This is a genomic window from Brassicibacter mesophilus (assembly GCF_050433385.1).
In the GTDB taxonomy this organism is placed as follows: Bacteria; Bacillota; Clostridia; order Tissierellales; family Proteiniboraceae; genus Brassicibacter; species Brassicibacter mesophilus.
This window is the reverse complement of the sequence record NZ_JBNPXI010000007.1, coordinates 1-19607: the sequence shown is the minus strand read 5'-3', so window position 1 is coordinate 19607 and position 19607 is coordinate 1. Positions and strand designations below refer to the sequence as shown.

The window sequence follows — 19607 nt, the reverse complement described above, 5'->3', positions numbered from 1 at the left end:
ATTATTTATATGTTACAAAATCAAAGAGCATCCTGTGAAGGATGCTTTTAATATTAGTTTCTTATAATTATGAAAGCTGTGTAACCAATGTATAGCAAAGATAAAAGTGCACCTTCGATTCTAGAAGCTCTTTTTTTAGTTGCTGCTACTATGAAGGCTATAAATGTAGCTCCTAGTAAAAACATAATATCAAAAAGTATCTTTTCTTCTACTACTATTGGATTAATTAGTGACGATAGTCCAAGGATAAACAAAATATTAAATAAATTTGATCCTATGGCGTTACCTATTCCGATATCACTTTCACCCTTAGAAGCAGCAACAACAGAAGTTACTAATTCAGGTAATGATGTTCCAATAGCGACAATAGTTAAGCCTACAAGAGTATCACTCATTCCTAGACTTAGGGCTATGGCTGAACTTGACTTAACAACAAGATCAGCTCCTATGATAATACCTGCCAATCCAGCTAATCCAGCTAGAACACTTTTTAATATAGACTGCTCTTTAATTTCATTAGGCGAATTGTCAATTTTGCTTTCTTTTGACAGTACAGCCATTTCGACTAAGTAATAAAGAAACACCGCAAATACTGATAGTAAAATAAGTCCATCACCTTGAGATATCTTATTTATTGAATTATCTTGTAAGCGAACATCATTCCCTAGAATATAGAGAATAATAGTTGCTAAAAACATAAATGGAAACTCTTTTAAAATCGTTTTAATTTTAATATTAATAGGTTTTATAACAGATGATAGACCAACCACTAGTAAAATATTAAAAATATTTGATCCTATTACATTACCTAAAGCTATTTCGTTAGAACCCTTTAGCGCTGCATTAATGCTTACCGCTGCTTCTGGTGCGCTAGTTCCAAATGCTACAATAGTCAGACCAATTAGCATAGGTGGAACCTTCAACTTTTTTGCAATAGCAGAAGAACCGTCGACAAAGAAGTCAGCTCCTTTTATAAGCAGGACAAATCCTAGTAATAATAGTAAATATTGCATATTGTATCTCCTTATAACAATTTTTCATTAGATGTTATTATAGCCTATTTAATATGACTTATCTAGTACAGTTTTTACCTTTTAATCAAGAAATATTAATAATTGCATTGTAAAAACCACCTGTTACGGTGGTTTTTACTGGTTACTTTATCTAGCAATCTATAGGATCTATTCTTGATGGTGGAATTGCTACTTGACGTTTTTGAAGGATTTTTAGAGTTAAGAATATTACCATTTTTTCTTCTATTTTTTTGAACTGTTTTTCTTCAAAAGGTACTGTCATTCCTTTAGGATGTGTAGGATTTAAAAATTCATCAAATTCAACTATTTTACTGCTTATTAATTCACAGAATGGAAGTTCGTTAAAATATTCTGTACTTACTTGATTAAATTCAGAAAGGTCTCCAGATAAAAGTCTATCCTTTTCTGCAAATTCTGGTCCAAATATTTTTTGTTCTCTAAAATATTCAAACTCAGATGAAGTTCTGTTGATAACAGGCTCTGGACAAATTCCGTTAAAATTAATCGGTGTTGTACATCTAAATGGAACATCTACAGTACAATGCTTTATATCTCCACAGAACCCTTTTGAATTTGAACAGGAACGAGTTGCATATTGAATGTTTTTTCTTACAAATCCTTTTATAAATAGCATATTAGTGTTTTGTAATAACAAGCATTGTGTTATTTTTAAATGTTTTTTAATATCCTTTATTTCAAATGCGAATTCAGGTAGTTCAATTATTGAATCAACATTAATTTGCATCTTAAGTTCAGCCAGTACAACAGGAATCTTTGCCACTACTCCAGATGTTAGTCCTGTTATATCAACTTTCTTATTTACACAAGTATCTAAAACTTCTCCTCTTACATTAACACATGTGGATTTTGCTGAACAACTATCAACTGCTTGAGGTGTACCATAAGCTATCTTTATACCATATTGACTATTATTTGACATTAAAATACCTCCTGTATCTACTAATTTGGATATAAGTAAAGTCTAGTCCCATATCCTAGTACATAATATTCAAGTGTCCTATTTCGGTTCCTTTTTAAAGTAATATTTGGTTATACTCTGAAAAAAATATTGATCGTAGCAGAATACTTATTGTGAGACCTTTTGAAAAACGAGCGGAGTTTCATTGTCGATTTAAAGTGCTGACTTTTTCTTTAATCATTTTCACGAAGTTGAAGTAGAAACAGGTACTCCTATACTTGTAAGAGATCAAAAAGGAAATGCAATAGGGCATATTCATGGGTTTACAGGAGTAACATCATGTGTATTTTTCCATGACCATGAATTCAAGGGAAATACTTTAATAGAAAATCCAATTGGAATGCAAGAAAAGAAAGAGGAGAGTGATTTTAGCAATATAAATTTTTAGGTTAAGATTCCTGTATTGAATGTCTATAGTATAATCATAATTATAGTACCATGAAAACAAGTTATGACATTGTTATCATGGTCTATTTTTTATGACAATCATTGAAACTATAGTTTTCATAAACGTATGACATTTATACAATTTTTATTATATGAATAATCATATTTGTAAAAGTGAGTTTAATAAACAGAAGCAAAGGTATTGCATAAAATACCTTTGCTTCTTGGTGCATATATGGGACTAACTTAGTAATATTAATATCCAAAGCCATAGCAGTTACAGAATATTACAACTAATAACAAGAAGAAGAACAATAACTCACTACCTACTCCATATCCCCCACAACCACTTGTGTTAATATTACTCATCAGAATACCTCCTTATATGAGAATTAATACAACTTATATTTTATTATTATCTTTTGTATTAATATTTGCCAAATCCTCTACCAAAGCTACAGCAGCAGAATATAATAACTAGTATTAAGAAGAAAAAGAATAATCCACCGCATCCACAAGATCCTCCAAACAATCCTTTGTTCTCAGACATTTTAGAACCTCCTTCTAAACTATCTTTTTTCACTATATAATTATGAAAAATAGCAAATAGTGTGATGATTTTTAATATATTTTGATTAAATATTTTTTATTATATGTTTTTCAACATAAGTATTTTTAATATCTGTTTCTATCCCAAAATCTCTCCTATATATCAAATGTATATTCATATTAAATAGCATCTGATTTTTCAAAGAAAGTAATGTGTGTTTAATTTTTTAAGATTATTTTATGCTCATAAATCATTGACAAAATTCTGAAAATATATTAACATTTAAATAGGACTGGTACATACCACAGTATAGGTGTTATGACTAAAATTATTAATTTGTTTAGGTGACCAATATGAAGACTATTGACAAGCATAACCGAATCCCTCTATATTATCAGCTAATGGATATAATTATTGAGGAAATAGAGACAGGCAATCTAAAAGAAAACGATAAACTACAATCTGAGAGAGAACTTTGTAATAAATATGATATATCTAGAGCTACTGTTAGACAAGCTATACAAGAGCTGGAAAAAGAAAGATATATCTATAAAGAACATGGCAAGGGTACATTTGTTGCACCCAAAACTTTTAATCAGGATTTATTAAAGTTTTATAGCTTTACTGAAGAGATGAAGAAACTTGGCAAGAAACCAAGCTCACAAGTAACTAATTTTCAGATTGTTCAATGTGATGAAAAACTGTCAAGGGAGTTAAATATTGATCTTGACCAACTAGTATATAAATTTACTAGGTTAAGACTAGCTGATAATGTACCTATGATGATAGAAACAACACTAGTTCCTTATGATAGATTTCCTGGTATAAAGAAAGAAGATTTAGAAGAAACACCAATGTATGATATATTTACTAAAAAGTTCAATGCTGTTATTACTAAAGCTGAAGAAAACTTTAGAGCTGTCCAAACGAGAGAAGAGGAAGCAAGGTTATTGAATGTTAACTGTGATATTCCTAGTCTATTAATTGAGAGAATAACCTATGAAAAAGACCAGATTATTGAGTATACAAAAAGTATAGCTAGAGGAGACAAATTTGTTTATAGAGCAGTACTAGAAAAATAAAAAAGTTTACTCAAACTGGTACAGACCACATGACGACATAACCATATCACAAAAAATAATAAATGAAAAGGGGGATACCTATGACAAAGAATTTAAAAGATGAAGAAAGAGATTTTGATGTATTTAATCAATACGTCACTTTTAATGAAATTAAACAACAGCCTCAAATCTGGAATGAAACACTAGAAATTTTTGAAAAGAATAAGTTAGAAATTGCTAGGTTTTTGAAAAACGTTTTAGCAAAAGAGGGAATAAGGATTGTCTTAACAGGAGCAGGAAGTTCAGCCTTTGTTGGTCAATGCGTTGCGCCATATTTAAATCAAAGATTACAAAACAACGTTGAGTTTATTGCGACAACTGATATAGTGTCTAATCCAACAGAATATTTAAAACCTCAAGTACCTACATTACTTGTATCATTTGCAAGATCAGGTAATAGCCCTGAAAGTGTAGCAACAGTTGAACTAGCTAAAAGCTTAGTTAAAGATTTATATCAAGTAATATTAACATGTAATCCATCAGGAAAGCTTGCAGCAGAGGCAAAACAGGATGAGAAATCTTATCTGATATTAATGCCTGAAGCAACAAACGATAAAGGCTTTGCTATGACTAGTAGTTTCACAAGCATGGTTTTAGCAACATTATTGTTTTTTAGTATTGATGATCTTGACAAGCTGTCAAAAGACATTAAAAGTATATCAAAGGATGGAGAAAAGATATTACATGAAAAGATGGAGCTATTATTTAAAGTCAGTTCATTAGACTTTGAAAGAATGATTTTCTTAGGTTCTTCATGTCTAAAAGGATTGGCAAGAGAATCTGCGTTAAAGGTTCTTGAGTTAACAAGTGGCAAAGTTATGGCTAGTTATGATTCTTATTTAGGTTTTAGACATGGTCCAAAATCAATGTTGAACGACAAAAGCATAGTAGTCGCTTATTTATCAAACAACTCATATACAAGAAGATATGAAGTGGATTTACTTAGAGAGATAGTTAATGAAAATGGAAATAAAAAAATACTATCAATATCACAATATCATGACGAAGAAGTTGAACAAATATCAGACTACTTTATAAGCATTTGCGACACATATAAAGAGTTCCATGACGTATTTTTATTGTTTGACTATATATTAAATGCGCAATTTATTGCATTATTTAAATCTATAAAATTAGAAATAAATCCAGATAATCCTTCTCCTGAAGGGATAGTAAATAGAGTAGTAAAAGGCGTTAGAATCTATCCATATAACCAGTAGACTTAAGCTTCAATTGCTCTAATCAGAGTTAATATTAGAATAAAATTAAGGGGGAAAAGTGAATGAAAAAAAGAGTAATTGCTATTTTGTTAAGTACATTATTAGTCGTAGCAATGCTAAGTGGGTGTGGTAGTAAAGGAACAACAACTGATAATGGCAATAGTGGAAGTGATAAGGTAACTATAAGCTATGGTATTTGGGATAAAAACCAAGAGCCTGTTGTACAAGAATTAATCAAGGAATTTAACAAAACACATGCAAACATAGAAGTAAAAGTAGAACTTACACCGTGGGGGCAATACTGGACTAAATTAGAAACAGCTGCAACTGGAGGAGTAGTTCCAGATGTATTTTGGATGAATGGGCCTAATGCAGCTAAGTACGTAAGTGGAGGAATTTTAGCGCCATTAAACGAGTACATTGAAGCTGATAAACTTGATTTAGGCAAATATCCTCAAGGACTTGTTGATTTGTACACAATAGAAGACAAATTATACGGAGTACCAAAGGACTTTGATGTTACTGCTCTTTGGTACAATAAGGAGATATTTGATAAAGCAGGTGTTGAATATCCTACAGATGCATGGACTTGGAATGACATGGTGGAAGCTGCTAGAAAACTTACTAACAAATCAGAAGGAATATATGGGGTTGCATTCACAACAGATAATCAAGTAGGGATATATAATACTATTAACCAGACTGGTGGATATGTGATTTCAGACGATAGAAAAAAATCTGGCTATGACTTACCAGAAACAAAGAAAGGTATTCAAGTTTGGGTAGACTTAATCGAAGAAGGAATTTCACCATCACTTCAGGATTCAATAGACACTCCTGTGGATGATTTATTTCAATCTGGAAAGTTAGCTATGAACTTTGCTGCATCATGGATGGTTTCACCGTATATGCAAAATGAATCTGTAAAAGATAAGATAGACCTAGTGGTTATGCCTAAAATAGACCAACGTGCGGCTGTAATCCATGGACTTGGAAATGCTATATATTCAAGAACAAAGCATCCTCAAGAAGCTTGGGAATTTGTTAAATTTCTTTCAAGTAAAGAAGCAAATGATATTTGGGCAGAATCTGGAACTGTAATTCCGGCTTATAAGGAGTCACTTGAATTATGGAAAGAGTCATACAGTCAAATTAATCTACAAGCATATGTTGAGGCATTAGAATACTCATACATGTATCCATCATCAAAAGAAACAGCTAAATGGAATGCTATAGAAGGTGAATATCTAAAAAGAATTTGGGCTGGTGAAATGTCAGTTGAAGAAGGTTGTAAAATAATAGCTGAAGAGATGAATAAAATACTTCAAGAAGAGTAAAGACAGAACCTCAAATTTTAATCAGCTTTGCTTGCAGCAAAGCTGATTAAACCTTTATTGGTATAAACCTATAGGATAGGAGGCATTAGATGAACTTATCAATGAAAAAGAATAATCAAGAAAACGTTATTCTTCAAAAGCAAAAATCAAACAGAATTTCATCAAAACGCAGAACAGATTATTTTTGGGCTTACTTAATGATATTTCCAACAGTAGCTGGACTAGGGATATTTTATATATCGGCATTTTTTAAGAATGTTTTTTATAGCTTCACTGATTTAGGTTTATTTGGACAATACAAATGGATAGGACTAGAAAACTACCAAAAAATGTTTTCTGATCCAAAAGTATTACAGGCTTTAGGAAATACTTTAAAATATACAATAGCAACTGTGCCTATAGGTATTAGTATATCTATACTTGTTGCTGTATTATTAAATTCGAAAATCAAAGGTCTTACAATATATAGAACGCTCTATTTTTTGCCTGCTGTTACAATGCCTACTGCAATTGCTATGGTGTGGAAATGGCTTTATAATAATAAGTTCGGCTTATTAAACCAAGTATTAGCAAAGATCGGAATTGAGGGTCATGCGTGGATAACTGATCCTGATACAGCACTTTGGGCAGTAATTGTTGTTGGAATATGGAGCGGTGTTGGATTTAATATGATAATATTACTGGCAGGATTACAGGGAATTCCTCAAAGCTATTATGAGGCAGCTTCTATAGATGGAGCAGGACCAATCAGACAATTCTTTACCATAACGCTTCCTTTGCTAACACCTACTATTTTCTTTGTTTCAATAATGACGCTAATTAGTGCTTTCCAAGTGTTTGATGTTATTTTTATGATGATAAGCGAGAGTAGCTTAGCAATTGATTCCACAATGTCTATGGTATATCTATTCTATAAAAATGCTTTCATTTTACACAATAAAGGATATGCTTCTGCAATAGCAGTATTAATCTTCTGTATAATCATGCTTGTTACTATAATTCAATTAAGACTACAGAAGAAATGGGTTAACTATTGATAAGGGAGGGATATCATATGGCTAATAAGATAGGTTCTAAGAGAAAACTATTGAATAGAAAAACGATAGTACATGCAGTTTTAATAATTGGTGTACTTCTGACATTAACACCATTTTTATGGATGATACTAACCTCATTAAAGACACTAGGAGAATCAACTCAGATTCCACCAAAAATTTTTCCAACAACTCCTCAGTGGAGCAATTATTCTGAAGTATTAAGTGTATTGCCATTTAAGAACTTTTATTTTAATACAATAGCATATACCGTAATAAGAACTATTGGGCAAATAATATTATGTACTTTAGCAGGATATGCATTTGCAAGAATCAAGTTTCCTGGAAGTAATATAATATTTATCATATTGCTGTCTGTTTTAATGATACCTGGTCAAGTATTTTTATTACCTCAATTTATGATTATACAAAAACTTGGCTTACTTAATTCTATTACTGCTTTAGTTTTACCAGGATTATTTAGTGCGTTTGGAACTTTCCTAATGAGGCAGTTCTTTATGTCACTACCAAAGGAGCTAGAAGAGGCGGCTATACTTGATGGATGTAATCATTTTCAGATATACAAAAATATTATGTTACCGTTAGCTAAGCCTGGAATAATAGCTCTTGCAATTACTACAAGCATGTCTAGCTGGAATTCATTGATGTGGCCTTTGATCGTAAATACATCTGTAGACAAGATGACGCTGTCTGCGGGATTAGCTTCTTTACAAGGTCAGCACGGCACGAATTATCCACTAATGATGGCTGGTTCAGTTCTTGCCATATGGCCAATGATAGTAGCTTTTATTATATTCCAAAAACAATTTATAAGCGGTATCGCATTTACTGGGTCTAAGAGTTAATAGGAGGGATTATTGATGTCAAAGATTAGAGTAGCGTTAATTGGAGCAGGACAACGTGGAAAGGATGTATATGGAGAATATGCAATACAACATTCAGAAAACATAGAGTTTGTTGCTGTTGCTGAACCAAATGATATAAAAAGAGATATGTTTGCTAAAAGACATGGAATAGATGAAGATTTTGTTTTTGAAAGTTGGGAACCTCTTTTAGAAAAAGATAAATTTTGTGATGCAGTAGTTATTGCAACTCCAGATGATACTCATTTTGAACCAGCAAGTATAGCTCTTAAAAAAGGCTATCATATTTTATTAGAGAAACCTATGTCTAACAATCCTAATGAATGTATGGAGTTAGGAAGACTTGCAAAAGAAAATAATAACGTATTTATGATATGTCACGTATTAAGATATACACCTTTTTTCAGTAAAATCAAGTCAATTATAGAAGACGGAGAAATTGGAGAATTAGTATCTATACAGCATAACGAGAATATCGGTTACTTCCATTTTGCTCACAGCTTTGTCAGAGGAAACTGGAGGAACTCTGATTTATCTAGTCCACTTATTTTACAAAAAAGCTGCCATGATATGGATATATTACTATGGTTAGTAGGCAGTAATTGCACAAATATATCATCCTTTGGACATCTAAGCTATTTCAAATCAGATAAGAAGCCAGAGGGAGCAGGGGAAAGATGTGTAGATTGCAAAATAGAAGAAGAATGTCCTTATTCAGCTAAAAAAATATACTACAATGCTGTAGGCAGATGGCCTGCAACTGTTATTAGTGAAATCCAAACGGAAGAAGCAGTTAAAAAAGCTGTAAAAGAAGGACCTTATGGCAGATGTGTATTCAGCTGTGACAACAATGTGGTAGATCATCAATCAACTATTTTAGAATTTGAAAATGGAGTTACAGCAACATTCAACCTAAGTGCATTTACTAATAAAGTACACAGAACTATTAAAGTAATGGGAACAAAGGGAGAAATTAGAGCAGATGATAGCAGAAATGAGATAGAGCTACAATTGTTTGATTCTAATGAAAGAAAGGTTTTCAATCCTAAAGTTGTAACTGGTGGTCACGGTGGAGGAGACACAGGTATAATGAATGATTTTGTATCATTAATATTGTCAAAACAAGGGCAGGCTTTAACTTCAGCTAGTGTTTCAGTTCAAAGCCACATGATGGCATTTGCAGCTGAAGAATCTAGACTATCTAACAAATCAATCAGTATTAATGAATTCTGTAGTAAATTCTAAATACTTTTAGTATTTTTATATACTGATGATTGGGGGAATATGATTGAAGTTTTTAGGGATAGATGGTGGTGGAACTAAAACAGAATTTATTGTGATTAATGAAGAGGGCAGGATACTTGGATATTCTAAGGGACCTACTTGTCATTATAAGCAAACATCCTTTAATACATTTAAGGAAGTTATAGCAGAAGGGATTAATGAAGTATGCAGACAAATAAATGTATCAGTATCAGAACTAGATTATTCTGTACTTGGAATCCCAGGATATGGAGAAATATTAGACGATATTAAAGATATAGAATCTGTTATTGAAAACATAATACAATCTTCAAAATATAAATGCGCAAATGATGTTGAAGTAGCCTGGGCAGGCTCTTTAGCATGCAAATCAGGTATAAACATTGTCGCAGGAACTGGCACTATTGGATTTGGAGTTGACAGCAAAGGTAACTCTGCTCGCTCAAGTGGCTGGGGACCTTTTTGCGGAGATGAAGGCTCAGCATATTGGTTAGGAAAAAAGACAGTAGAATTATTTTCTAAGGAAGCTGATGGCAGATTATATAAGACTCCATTATATGATATTTTACGATCAGAGTTGAATATAGATAGAGATTTTGATCTTATAGATTTATTAGTAAGCAAGCTTGAAATGAAAAGAGATGAAGTAGGGAAATTAGCAAAAATACTTTATGAAGCGGCTAAGCAAAATGATAAGTATGCTTTAGATATATTTTCTCAAGCTGCATATGAGCATTTTATAACAATAAAGGCTATAATAGATAAGCTAAATTTTGATCGTGATGACAAAATAGTTGTATCATATTCTGGTGGAGTTTTTAATGCTGGAGAATATGTTTTAAAACCTCTTAACACATACTTGATAGAGTTAAATAGAAATATTGAGCTAGTAACTCCTATTCTAAAACCAGTAACAGGTGCAGCTTTATATGCATATAAGCTATATTTTGGAGAAGTCGATAATAAAGTTATTGAGAATTTGATGCTAGAAGAAAAAACTGTATAGAGTGAGTATTTAAAGAGAAAGTGTAGTGTTATAAGAAATGTAAATGAAAATCATGAGGGGGACTAGTGATGCCAATAATATCAACAAAAGATATGCTTCTAAATGCTAAAAAGTTTAAGTATGCAGTACCAGCTTTCAATATACACAACCTAGAAACAATTAAAGTGGTTATTGAGGAAGCATCCAAGCTAAAGTCACCTGTAATATTGGCTGTAACTCCAAGTACAGCTAAGTTTTCAGATATAGAATATTTAATAGCTATAGGAAATGCTGCATCACAAAAGTATTATATCCCTATAGCTGTACATTTAGATCATTTTACAGATGTCAATTTAATTAAAAGGTATATAGATTTGGGCTGCAAGTCAGCTATGATAGATGCCTCTATGGATTCTTTTGAAGACAATATTAAAAAAACTATTGATATAGTCGAATATGCCCATGCGAGAAATGTAACTGTAGAAGCAGAGCTAGGTGTTTTGAGTGGTCATGAAGACGATTTAGTTATAAATGAAAATGACTCTAAGTATACAGACCCTGATTTAGCAAGGGAATTTGTCGAGAGAACAAAAATAGATTCTCTCGCAGTAGCTATCGGAACTGCTCATGGTTTGTATAAATCAAAGCCTGATTTGGATTTTAAAAGATTAGAACAGATAAAAGACAAGGTAGATGTGCCACTAGTGTTACATGGGGCTTCTGGGTTGTCTAATGAAGACATTGAACAAGCTATAAAGTTAGGAATATGTAAAGTAAACATAGCAACAGAGCTCAAGATTCCTTTTGCAAATGCTGTTAAAGAGTATTTTGTAAAACATCCAGAAGAAACTGACCCACGCAAATATTTGACACCTGGTAAAGAAGCGATGAGTAAGGTTGTAGCTGACAAGATAATGGTCTGCAAAAGCAATGGAAGGTTTGTGTAGGAGGGAATGTCTTGATTTCAACTATTACATTGAATCCTTCTGTAGATAAAAGATATATTTTAGATGACTTTGAAAAAGGTAAAGTTTCTAGAGCGTTGGAAGTTCATAACACTGCAGGAGGAAAAGGCATAAATGTTGCGAGAGTTGTAAAACAGCTTGGAGAAAAAGTAGATGCTACAGGATTTTTAGGTGGAGCCAATGGAGACTTTATATCGAAAGAATTAGAAGAACTAAATATAAAAAGCGATTTCATAAAAATTTCAGAAGATACAAGGTGTTGTATTGCAATACTATCAAATAGTTGTGGACAGACTGAGATTTTAGAACCAGGACCTCAAGTAACAGAGGATGAACTAGATAGTCTATATAATAAATATAGTAAAATGTTGCAGGATTCAAGTATTGTATGTGCGTCTGGAAGTATACCGAAAGAAGTGCCAGCTAGTATATATAAAGAACTTATTACTAAAGCAAAAAATTATGATGTCAAGTTTATTCTAGATACTAGTGGTGAAGCTTTAGTCAAGGGTATAGAGGCAAGACCACATATTATTAAACCTAATAAAGATGAATTAGAATATATTTTTAATAAGAATTTAGAAAGTGAAGCTGAGATAATAAGATGTGCCAAAAAGCTAGGACAAACTGGAATTGAAATAGTATTTGTCTCGCTAGGAGAAAGAGGTTCAATAGTGGTGAAAGATGACAGGGCATATAAGGTTGAAATACCTAATATAGAGGCAGTCAACCCTGTGGGCTCGGGAGATTCTACAGTTGCAGGTCTTGCAGTCGCATTACAAAGAGGATATGATTTTAGAGATATGCTTGCTTTTGCTGCAAGCTGCGGAACTGCAAATGCGATGGAAAAAGAGACAGGCATGATTAGAATTGAGAATGTTGAGAAAATAAGAAAAAAGGTAAAAATAATAGAGTTAGGCTAATAACAAGGTTATATTTGAATATATAATCTGAAAAAATAATCATCCCCCATTTTAAAAAGGATACTTTGCGGTATCTTTTTTATTATTTCTCTATTAATAAATAGTATTTTAAATGTAAAAGAGGGTTATCCAAATTAGGGTAGCTCTCTTTAGTTTATTAAAAATATATATAGTTTTAAAGGAAAAATTGAAATTATAAAGAATACAAATAACAATATCTTTACCACAAATATGAAAATAATGCAAAAAGGAGGGGATGCTTTGAACAACTCAGGAAGTAAGATTAATACTAAAGAAGACTACGGAGTAAGCATAAATAAGAAAGCTTTTTTTTCATCAATACTTATACTTTTAATTCTAATGGTTGCTGCAGGAGTACTTACACATATAATACCAACAGGAAGCTATGAAAGAGTATTGTTAAATGATAGAATGACAATTAATCCAGAATCTTTCCAGTTTACTAATGGACAAGGATATCCTGTCTGGAGATGGTTTACAGCGCCAATTGAGGTTTTATGGAGTGGGGATGCACCTATTGTAATAGCTATAATTATATTTCTACTTGTGATAGGTGGATCATTCGCTGTATTGAACAAATCAGATATGCTTAAATACGTAATTGGTAAGATAGTGAAATACTTTAATAAGCATAAGTACTATCTTTTAGCAAGCGTAGTTTTTGTTTTTATGACTATTGGTTCTGTTGTTGGAATATTTGAAGAAATAATCCCTCTTGTACCAATAGTAATAGCTTTATCATATTCACTGGGATGGGATTCATTAACAGGACTAGGCATGAGCATTCTTGCAGCAGGATTTGGTTTTGCTTCAGGAATTGCAAATCCATTTACGGTAGGTGTGGCACAAAGAATTGCAGGGCTACCTATGTTTTCTGGAATTCTGATGAGAATAGGAGTGTTTTTCGTTATCTATGCTATTCTTGTATGTTTTTTAATAAGATATGCAAAGAAGATAGAAAAGAACCCACATAAATCTTCAGTTTATAGTGAAGATATTATACAAAAAGAAAATATGAACAGTAATATATATATGGCGTTTACAGACACTACAAAGCTTAACAGAGCTGCAAAGTGGTTTGGGTTTATCATCGTATGCATTTTCATATTGATTTTAAGCACTTCAGTAGTAGAAGTCTTATCGAACTATTCTTTACCGATTATAGGTCTACTGTTTTTAATCGGAGGAAGTGTATCTGGGTTACTAGCGGGTTTAAAAGGAAAAGAAGTTTTAAAAACACTTTTAAATGGAGCACTAAGTATTGCTCCAGGAATTTTATTAATACTAATGGCCACAAGTGTAAAGCATATAATAACTCAGTCAGGCATTATGGATACAATACTTCATTATGCAGCTGAATCTATTATGAATACTTCACCAATGATATCTGTTCTTCTTATATATCTATTAGTTCTTGTTATGAATTTCTTTATCAGCTCAGGTTCAGCAAAAGCCTTCTTGATTATGCCTCTAGTGGCTCCTATTGCAGATTTAGTACACATAAATAGACAGATAACTATACTTGCATTTGCTTTTGGAGATGGTTTCAGTAATGTATTCTATCCAACAAATGCAGTGCTTCTCATAGCTTTAGGCCTTACAGTAGTTAGCTATCCCAAATGGTTTAAATGGATTATTAAGTTACAGTTTACTATTTTAGTAATTACATGCTTGCTTCTTGGAATAGCCGTTATGATTAATTATGGTCCATTTTAGGAGGGATTCTCATGGATGATAGGTTAGATATATTTAGTAGCACATATGAGGAGTCAAAATATAGGTTTATTAATAATCTTAATAACATAAAAGAAATTTGGAAGAATACAGAGCTGCTAAGCCATAAAGTTAATGAAAAAGATGAAAGCTTATCAATAGATATTATTAAAGCAGATGCAAATGAGATTAAGGATAAGCTTTTGATTATTACAACAGGTCTTCATGGAATAGAAGGATATGTTGGCGCTGCAATGCTACAGATTTTTGTTAGAGAATATTTAACTACACTAGATTCAGATTCTACTGGTATAGTTCTAGTTCACTCAATAAACCCATGGGGAATGAAGCATAAAAGGAGAACTAATGAAAATAATGTTGATCTTAATAGAAACTTTATATGGGAATGGAGAAACTTTGATAAAAAGCTAAACATGGATTATAAAGAGATAAAAAAGCTTATGATTCCAGAAAAAGCCTATAGAAAAGGATGTATAAATGATCTCAATTTTGGATTTGGCTTTTTAAAAGCCTTATATAAGATAGGAATAAATAACTTTAAAAATGCTCCAATACTTGGACAATATGAGTTTGAAAAAGGTATATATTATGGAGGACAGGAATACGAAGAGTCAACTAAATATATGATTGAAACATATAGAAGATATATGAAGGACTATAATCACATTTTGCACCTTGACTTGCATACAGGCTATGGTCCGAGCAATCAAATGAGTATAGTCAATTCCTGCTTTGAAGAAAGAAGCTCAGAAGAATTGAAAAAACTATTTTCATATCCATTAGTCCAAAAAGCAGATGCTGACGAATTTTATAAAATAGAAGGTGATATGATAGATTTTCTATATCTTTTTAAAGAAAAAGAATTTAAAGAAAAGAGATTCTATTCAACAACATTTGAGTTTGGAACACTTGGAGATACAACTAAAGCAGGATTAAAATCACTAAAGACAATAATAGAAGAGAATAGATTGTACTGGAATGGTTCTAACAGTGAAAAAGATGGAAAATACATAAAAGACTCTTATGTTGAATTATTTTATCCAAAATCTGAAAAATGGAGACTTAAAGCAGTCAACGACTTTAGACAAGGATTTGAAGGAGTATTAAAATCAGAAGGGGTTTTGAATGCACACAATAATAACTAAAAAGAAATGAATAAGAAGCTAGACAGAAGTTTAACCAATAGAATTAAATTAGAATAATTATTTGGAAATAGAATTCTAAATTGAAAAAAGTGATATGATATATAAAGCGTAAAGAGATCAAAGCTGAAAGATTAAATCAGTACAATATAAATAGAGTTTACCATTATAGTCGGATCTGCGGCTAATTAAGAAAAGGATGCATTAAATCGCATCCTTTTTTCATTATAAAATAGCTTTTTTAGCATCTATTTTGTAGCTTAAAATATGTTTTAGTCTCATAGATAATTACACCACTTAAACCAATAATAGCTATAAGGTTAGGAATAGCCATAAGTCCATTAACAATGTCAGCTATTACCCATATCAAGTCTAATTTTAAGTTAAATGCTCCTAAAGCAATTATACCAATAAATATGAAACGATATAGCTTTATACCTTTAACACCGAAAAGATATTGTGTACATCTTTCACCATAATAGTTCCATCCTAGAATTGTTGTAAATGCAAAGAATATTAATCCTATAGTAACTATGATTTGGGATAGATAAGGGATAGGTAGTCCTAATTTGAAAGCTTCATTTGTCATAGCTGCACCTTCAAGATTAGAATTCCATATACCGGTTAATATCAATACTAAACCAGTCATAGTACATACAATAATAGTGTCAAAGAAGGTACCTGTCATTGAAACTAAACCTTGTCTTACACAAGACTTTGTCTTTGCAGCTGCAGCTGCAATTGGAGCACTACCTAGACCAGATTCATTTGAAAATACACCTCTTGAAACTCCACTTCTAATTGCCAGCATTACAGATGCTCCAAGAAAACCTCCAGAAGCAGCAGCAGGAGTAAAAGCACTTTTTATTACTAGTCCAATAGTAGCTGGCACTAAATTTATGTTGTATATTAAAATCATTACTGCACCTAAAATATATAGCCCTGCCATGAAAGGAACAACAAGCTCAGAAACTTTTGAAATACTTTTGATTCCTCCTAATGTAACAAGTGCAACTAATACAGTTATGATTACAGCACTAACTGGAATCGGGATATTCAATGCTATCTTAGTTGCATTAGTGATCGCATTTACTTGTGGGAATGTACCTATACCAAAATAGGCTACACCTATACCGAATATGGCAAATGCTTTTGCTAGCCATTTATTGCCTAATCCTCTTTCAATATAATACATTGGACCTCCGGCCATCTCACCATTATCGTCAACTACTCTATATTTGACAGCCAAAAGACCTTCTGCGTATTTTGTTGCCATACCAAAGAAAGCGGCCATCCACATCCAAAATAATGCTCCAGGTCCTCCTAGCTTGATAGCAGTAGCAACACCAACTATATTTCCAGTACCAATAGTAGCTGCTAATGCTGTACACAGAGCAGCAAAACTAGTTACATCACCTTCACCTGTAGTATCATCGTCCTTTGCGAACAAATACTTAAGTGCTAAAGGCAATTTAATAACTTGTAATAATCCTAATCTGATTGTTAAAAAAATACCAGTTCCAACAAGTAATATCAATAAAGGCGGTCCCCATACTAAAGAATCGATACTTTTAAAAATCGTGTAAACGTTTTCCATGGTAATAATCCTCCTTCTCTATTTGTATACCTGACTACACAATGCAAAAAAATGGAGAAACATGGAGAAAAATGTCGAAAAAGATTATAAAGTGATGATAACAGATAGTCAAATCATTGTCAATGTTACATTTATACATTATATACATTTATATAATATAACTAATAACTAGAGCTATAATAAAATTATGATTAAGCTAGCTAAATAAACATACAGTGATTTAAAGGAAATATTGAAGTTATACAGAATAACAAATAATAATATTTTTACTAGTATGGTTTTATCAGTAAAAAAGAATTATGGAGGGATAAATTTGAAACTAAAATTAGTAAAACCTAATGAGGAAATGGAAGAGCAATATTATGATTTTGCTAATGAATGGGAAAAATGTGGTGAAGCAATTGTTCCATACTCTGCAAGATTATTAGATATGAGCTATAAAGAATGGTTAGATTATACATATAAAATTAAAAACCAAGACACATGTCCTTCTAATTTAGTTCCTGCACATACATATTTTTTGGTCGAAGAAAATAAAAGAATTATAGGAGCCATAAATATTAGACACAGATTAAATGACTATCTATTCAATTATGGTGGGCATATTGGTTATGGTATTCGTCCTTCAGAACGAAAAAAAGGGTATGCTTCGTTGATGTTATCCTTGGCCTTGCCGATAGCTAAAGAACTTGGAATTAATAAAATATTAATTACTTGCGATAAAAATAATTTAGGATCAGCTAAAACAATTATAAACAACGGTGGGATTTTAGAAAACGAAGTAAAAGAAGGTGAAGAAGTAACCCAAAGGTATTGGATATTTGATAAAGAGTGCAATATGAACTCAGACTCTTCTAATGATAGGATTAAAATCTTAAAAGGAGATATAACTAAGATTTCTGTAGATGCAATTGTCAATGCTGCCAATAATAGCTTATTAGGTGGTGGCGGTGTAGATGGAGCTATTCATAGAGCGGGAGGGAAAACTATACTTGAAGAATGTATGAAAATAAGAGATAAGCAAGGGGGTTGTGAGACCGGAGAAGCTGTGATTACAAATGCTGGAGAACTAAATGCTAAGTACGTTATTCATACTGTTGGCCCTATTTGGTACGATGGAAAAAGCAATGAAGAACAGCTTTTAGCTAATTGTTATAAAAATAGTCTTAAATTAGCTGATGAGCATAGTATCAAAACTATTGCATTTCCTAATATAAGCACCGGAGTATATAGATTCCCTAAAGAATTAGCTGCTGCAATTGCGGTAAACACAGTAAAAGATTTTCTTAAAGATAACAGTTCAGTCGAAGAAGTGGTATTTGTATGCTTTAATGATGACAATTATGATTTATACTGCAATTTATTAGAATAGAAAGGAGAGTACTTGCACGTCATAAGATACTATGTCTAGGAGATGGTTAAATGAAATCAAAACTAATTATTGTCGAAGGATTACCAGGTTCAGGTAAATCAACAGCAGCAAAAACTATTAAAGAACTACTTGATGAATATAAGATTTCTAACGAGCTTATACTTGAAGGTAACTTAGATCATCCTGCTGATTATGATGGAGTTGCGTATTTTACAAAAAATGAATATGACAATCTATTAAAGAAATATAAACAGCATTATGATTTTATTGAAGAAATTTCTGAGCATCAAATAGATGGCATTTTTATTCCTTTTGTTAAGCTAAGATTTGTTGATGAGATTGAATTCCCTGATGGTTTATTTGATGAAATTGCACAACATGATATTTATGAATTGACATTTGAGGTGCACAGAAAGCTATTAGTAGAAAGATGGGAACGATTTGCAGAGCTGGTGAAAGTGAGAGATGAAGTTTATATTTTTGAGTGCTGTTTTATTCAAAATCCAGTAACTGTAAGCATGATAAGAGATAATGCAGAATTTGATATAACGAAAGCTTACATAAAAGATTTAGAAAAAGCTGTTGCTGAATTAAACCCAATTTTGATTTATTTAAATCAGGATAACATAGAAGAATCTTTTAAAAGAATAATAGAAGAAAGACCTATTGAATGGTATGAAGGCTTCCTTGATTATTATACGAATCAAGGATATGGAAAAGAACATAATCTATATGGCTTAGAAGGTACTCTAGAGATTCTTAAAGAAAGAAAATCAGTGGAACAAGAGATAATAGATTTACTAGAAATAAAAAAGGCAGTTATAGATAATACTGATATGGATTTAAATAACCTAAAAAATCAAATTAAAAACATCTTAGAGGTTTAATTTAATGAAGTTAAATGGAAGTAAAATATTTCTTATTAAAGACTAATCTTCTTGTTTTTTTGCAAGAAGATTTTCTGTTATGGGCTTTAGCCTGTTGAGCTCGCGAAGCGTGCGAAACAATAAACCACCCGCTATGCGGGTGCGCGACAGAAGTTATACAAAAAAATCACCT

The 19607-nt window shown here is 31.9% G+C and carries 17 protein-coding genes and 1 pseudogene; 14 read left to right on the top strand and 4 right to left on the bottom strand.

Translation table 11 applies throughout. The annotated features are described in order from the left end of the window. Nucleotides 1-53: 53 nt before the first annotated feature. Complete coding sequence (locus tag HNR33_RS09430) at nt 54-1013, bottom strand: calcium/sodium antiporter (protein ID WP_429082743.1); 960 nt, start codon at nt 1011-1013, stop codon at nt 54-56. Between the two features lie 151 nt (nt 1014-1164). Then, nucleotides 1165-1974 carry a CsxC family protein gene (locus HNR33_RS09425; protein ID WP_429082740.1) on the bottom strand — a complete coding sequence of 270 codons (810 nt, stop codon included), beginning with the start codon at nt 1972-1974 and terminating at the stop codon, nt 1165-1167. A gap of 211 nt (nt 1975-2185) precedes the next feature. On the opposite strand from HNR33_RS09425, the pseudogene HNR33_RS09420 reads away from it, so the two are divergent. After that, a pseudogene (locus HNR33_RS09420) lies at nt 2186-2401 on the top strand (YmaF family protein); the annotation flags it as partial. A gap of 426 nt (nt 2402-2827) precedes the next feature. Here HNR33_RS09420 and HNR33_RS09415 read toward each other — a convergent pair. Next, a complete protein-coding gene (locus HNR33_RS09415; RefSeq protein ID WP_429082737.1) occupies nt 2828-2950 on the bottom strand; it encodes a hypothetical protein in 123 nt (40 codons plus the stop codon). 353 nt (nt 2951-3303) lie between these two features. Here HNR33_RS09415 and HNR33_RS09410 point away from each other — a divergent pair, with 353 nt between their 5' ends. From HNR33_RS09410 to HNR33_RS09360, 11 genes are all read left to right on the top strand, one after another. Beyond that, nucleotides 3304-4032 (top strand): GntR family transcriptional regulator, encoded by a 729-nt coding sequence (locus HNR33_RS09410; RefSeq protein ID WP_429082734.1) that lies wholly within the window; start codon nt 3304-3306, stop codon nt 4030-4032. A gap of 80 nt (nt 4033-4112) precedes the next feature. Beyond that, nucleotides 4113-5291, top strand: coding sequence for an SIS domain-containing protein (locus tag HNR33_RS09405; RefSeq protein WP_429082731.1), 1179 nt, complete (start codon nt 4113-4115; stop codon nt 5289-5291). Between the two features lie 62 nt (nt 5292-5353). Beyond that, entirely contained in the window at nt 5354-6628 is a 1275-nt protein-coding gene (locus tag HNR33_RS09400) for an ABC transporter substrate-binding protein (RefSeq protein ID WP_429082728.1), read from the top strand. A gap of 89 nt (nt 6629-6717) precedes the next feature. Next, entirely contained in the window at nt 6718-7665 is a 948-nt protein-coding gene (locus tag HNR33_RS09395; protein ID WP_429082725.1) for a carbohydrate ABC transporter permease, read from the top strand. Nucleotides 7666-7682: 17 nt separating this feature from the next. Continuing rightward, nucleotides 7683-8528 (top strand): carbohydrate ABC transporter permease, encoded by an 846-nt coding sequence (locus HNR33_RS09390; protein WP_429082722.1) that lies wholly within the window; start codon nt 7683-7685, stop codon nt 8526-8528. Between the two features lie 15 nt (nt 8529-8543). Continuing rightward, on the top strand, nt 8544-9791 hold the full coding sequence (locus tag HNR33_RS09385; protein WP_429082719.1) for a Gfo/Idh/MocA family protein: 1248 nt from the start codon (nt 8544-8546) through the stop codon (nt 9789-9791). Between the two features lie 43 nt (nt 9792-9834). Continuing rightward, nucleotides 9835-10815 carry an N-acetylglucosamine kinase gene (locus HNR33_RS09380; RefSeq protein ID WP_429082716.1) on the top strand — a complete coding sequence of 327 codons (981 nt, stop codon included), beginning with the start codon at nt 9835-9837 and terminating at the stop codon, nt 10813-10815. A 68-nt stretch (nt 10816-10883) separates the two neighbouring features. Next, nucleotides 10884-11741, top strand: a complete 858-nt coding sequence (gatY, locus tag HNR33_RS09375; protein ID WP_429082713.1) for a tagatose-bisphosphate aldolase subunit GatY — start codon at nt 10884-10886, stop codon at nt 11739-11741. Nucleotides 11742-11752: 11 nt separating this feature from the next. Beyond that, on the top strand, nt 11753-12682 hold the full coding sequence (gene pfkB / locus HNR33_RS09370; protein WP_429082710.1) for a 1-phosphofructokinase: 930 nt from the start codon (nt 11753-11755) through the stop codon (nt 12680-12682). Nucleotides 12683-12943: 261 nt separating this feature from the next. Further along, nucleotides 12944-14419, top strand: coding sequence for a YfcC family protein (locus HNR33_RS09365; RefSeq protein ID WP_429082707.1), 1476 nt, complete (start codon nt 12944-12946; stop codon nt 14417-14419). 11 nt (nt 14420-14430) lie between these two features. Next, entirely contained in the window at nt 14431-15582 is a 1152-nt protein-coding gene (locus tag HNR33_RS09360) for a M14 family metallopeptidase (protein ID WP_429082706.1), read from the top strand. Nucleotides 15583-15820: 238 nt separating this feature from the next. On the opposite strand, the gene HNR33_RS09355 is transcribed toward HNR33_RS09360, so the two are convergent. After that, nucleotides 15821-17176 (bottom strand): alanine/glycine:cation symporter family protein, encoded by a 1356-nt coding sequence (locus HNR33_RS09355; RefSeq protein ID WP_429082705.1) that lies wholly within the window; start codon nt 17174-17176, stop codon nt 15821-15823. Between the two features lie 313 nt (nt 17177-17489). On the opposite strand from HNR33_RS09355, the gene HNR33_RS09350 reads away from it, so the two are divergent. After that, nucleotides 17490-18548, top strand: coding sequence for an O-acetyl-ADP-ribose deacetylase (locus HNR33_RS09350; protein ID WP_429082702.1), 1059 nt, complete (start codon nt 17490-17492; stop codon nt 18546-18548). Nucleotides 18549-18598: 50 nt separating this feature from the next. Further along, nucleotides 18599-19435, top strand: coding sequence for a P-loop NTPase family protein (locus HNR33_RS09345; protein WP_429082700.1), 837 nt, complete (start codon nt 18599-18601; stop codon nt 19433-19435). Nucleotides 19436-19607: the final 172 nt, after the last annotated feature.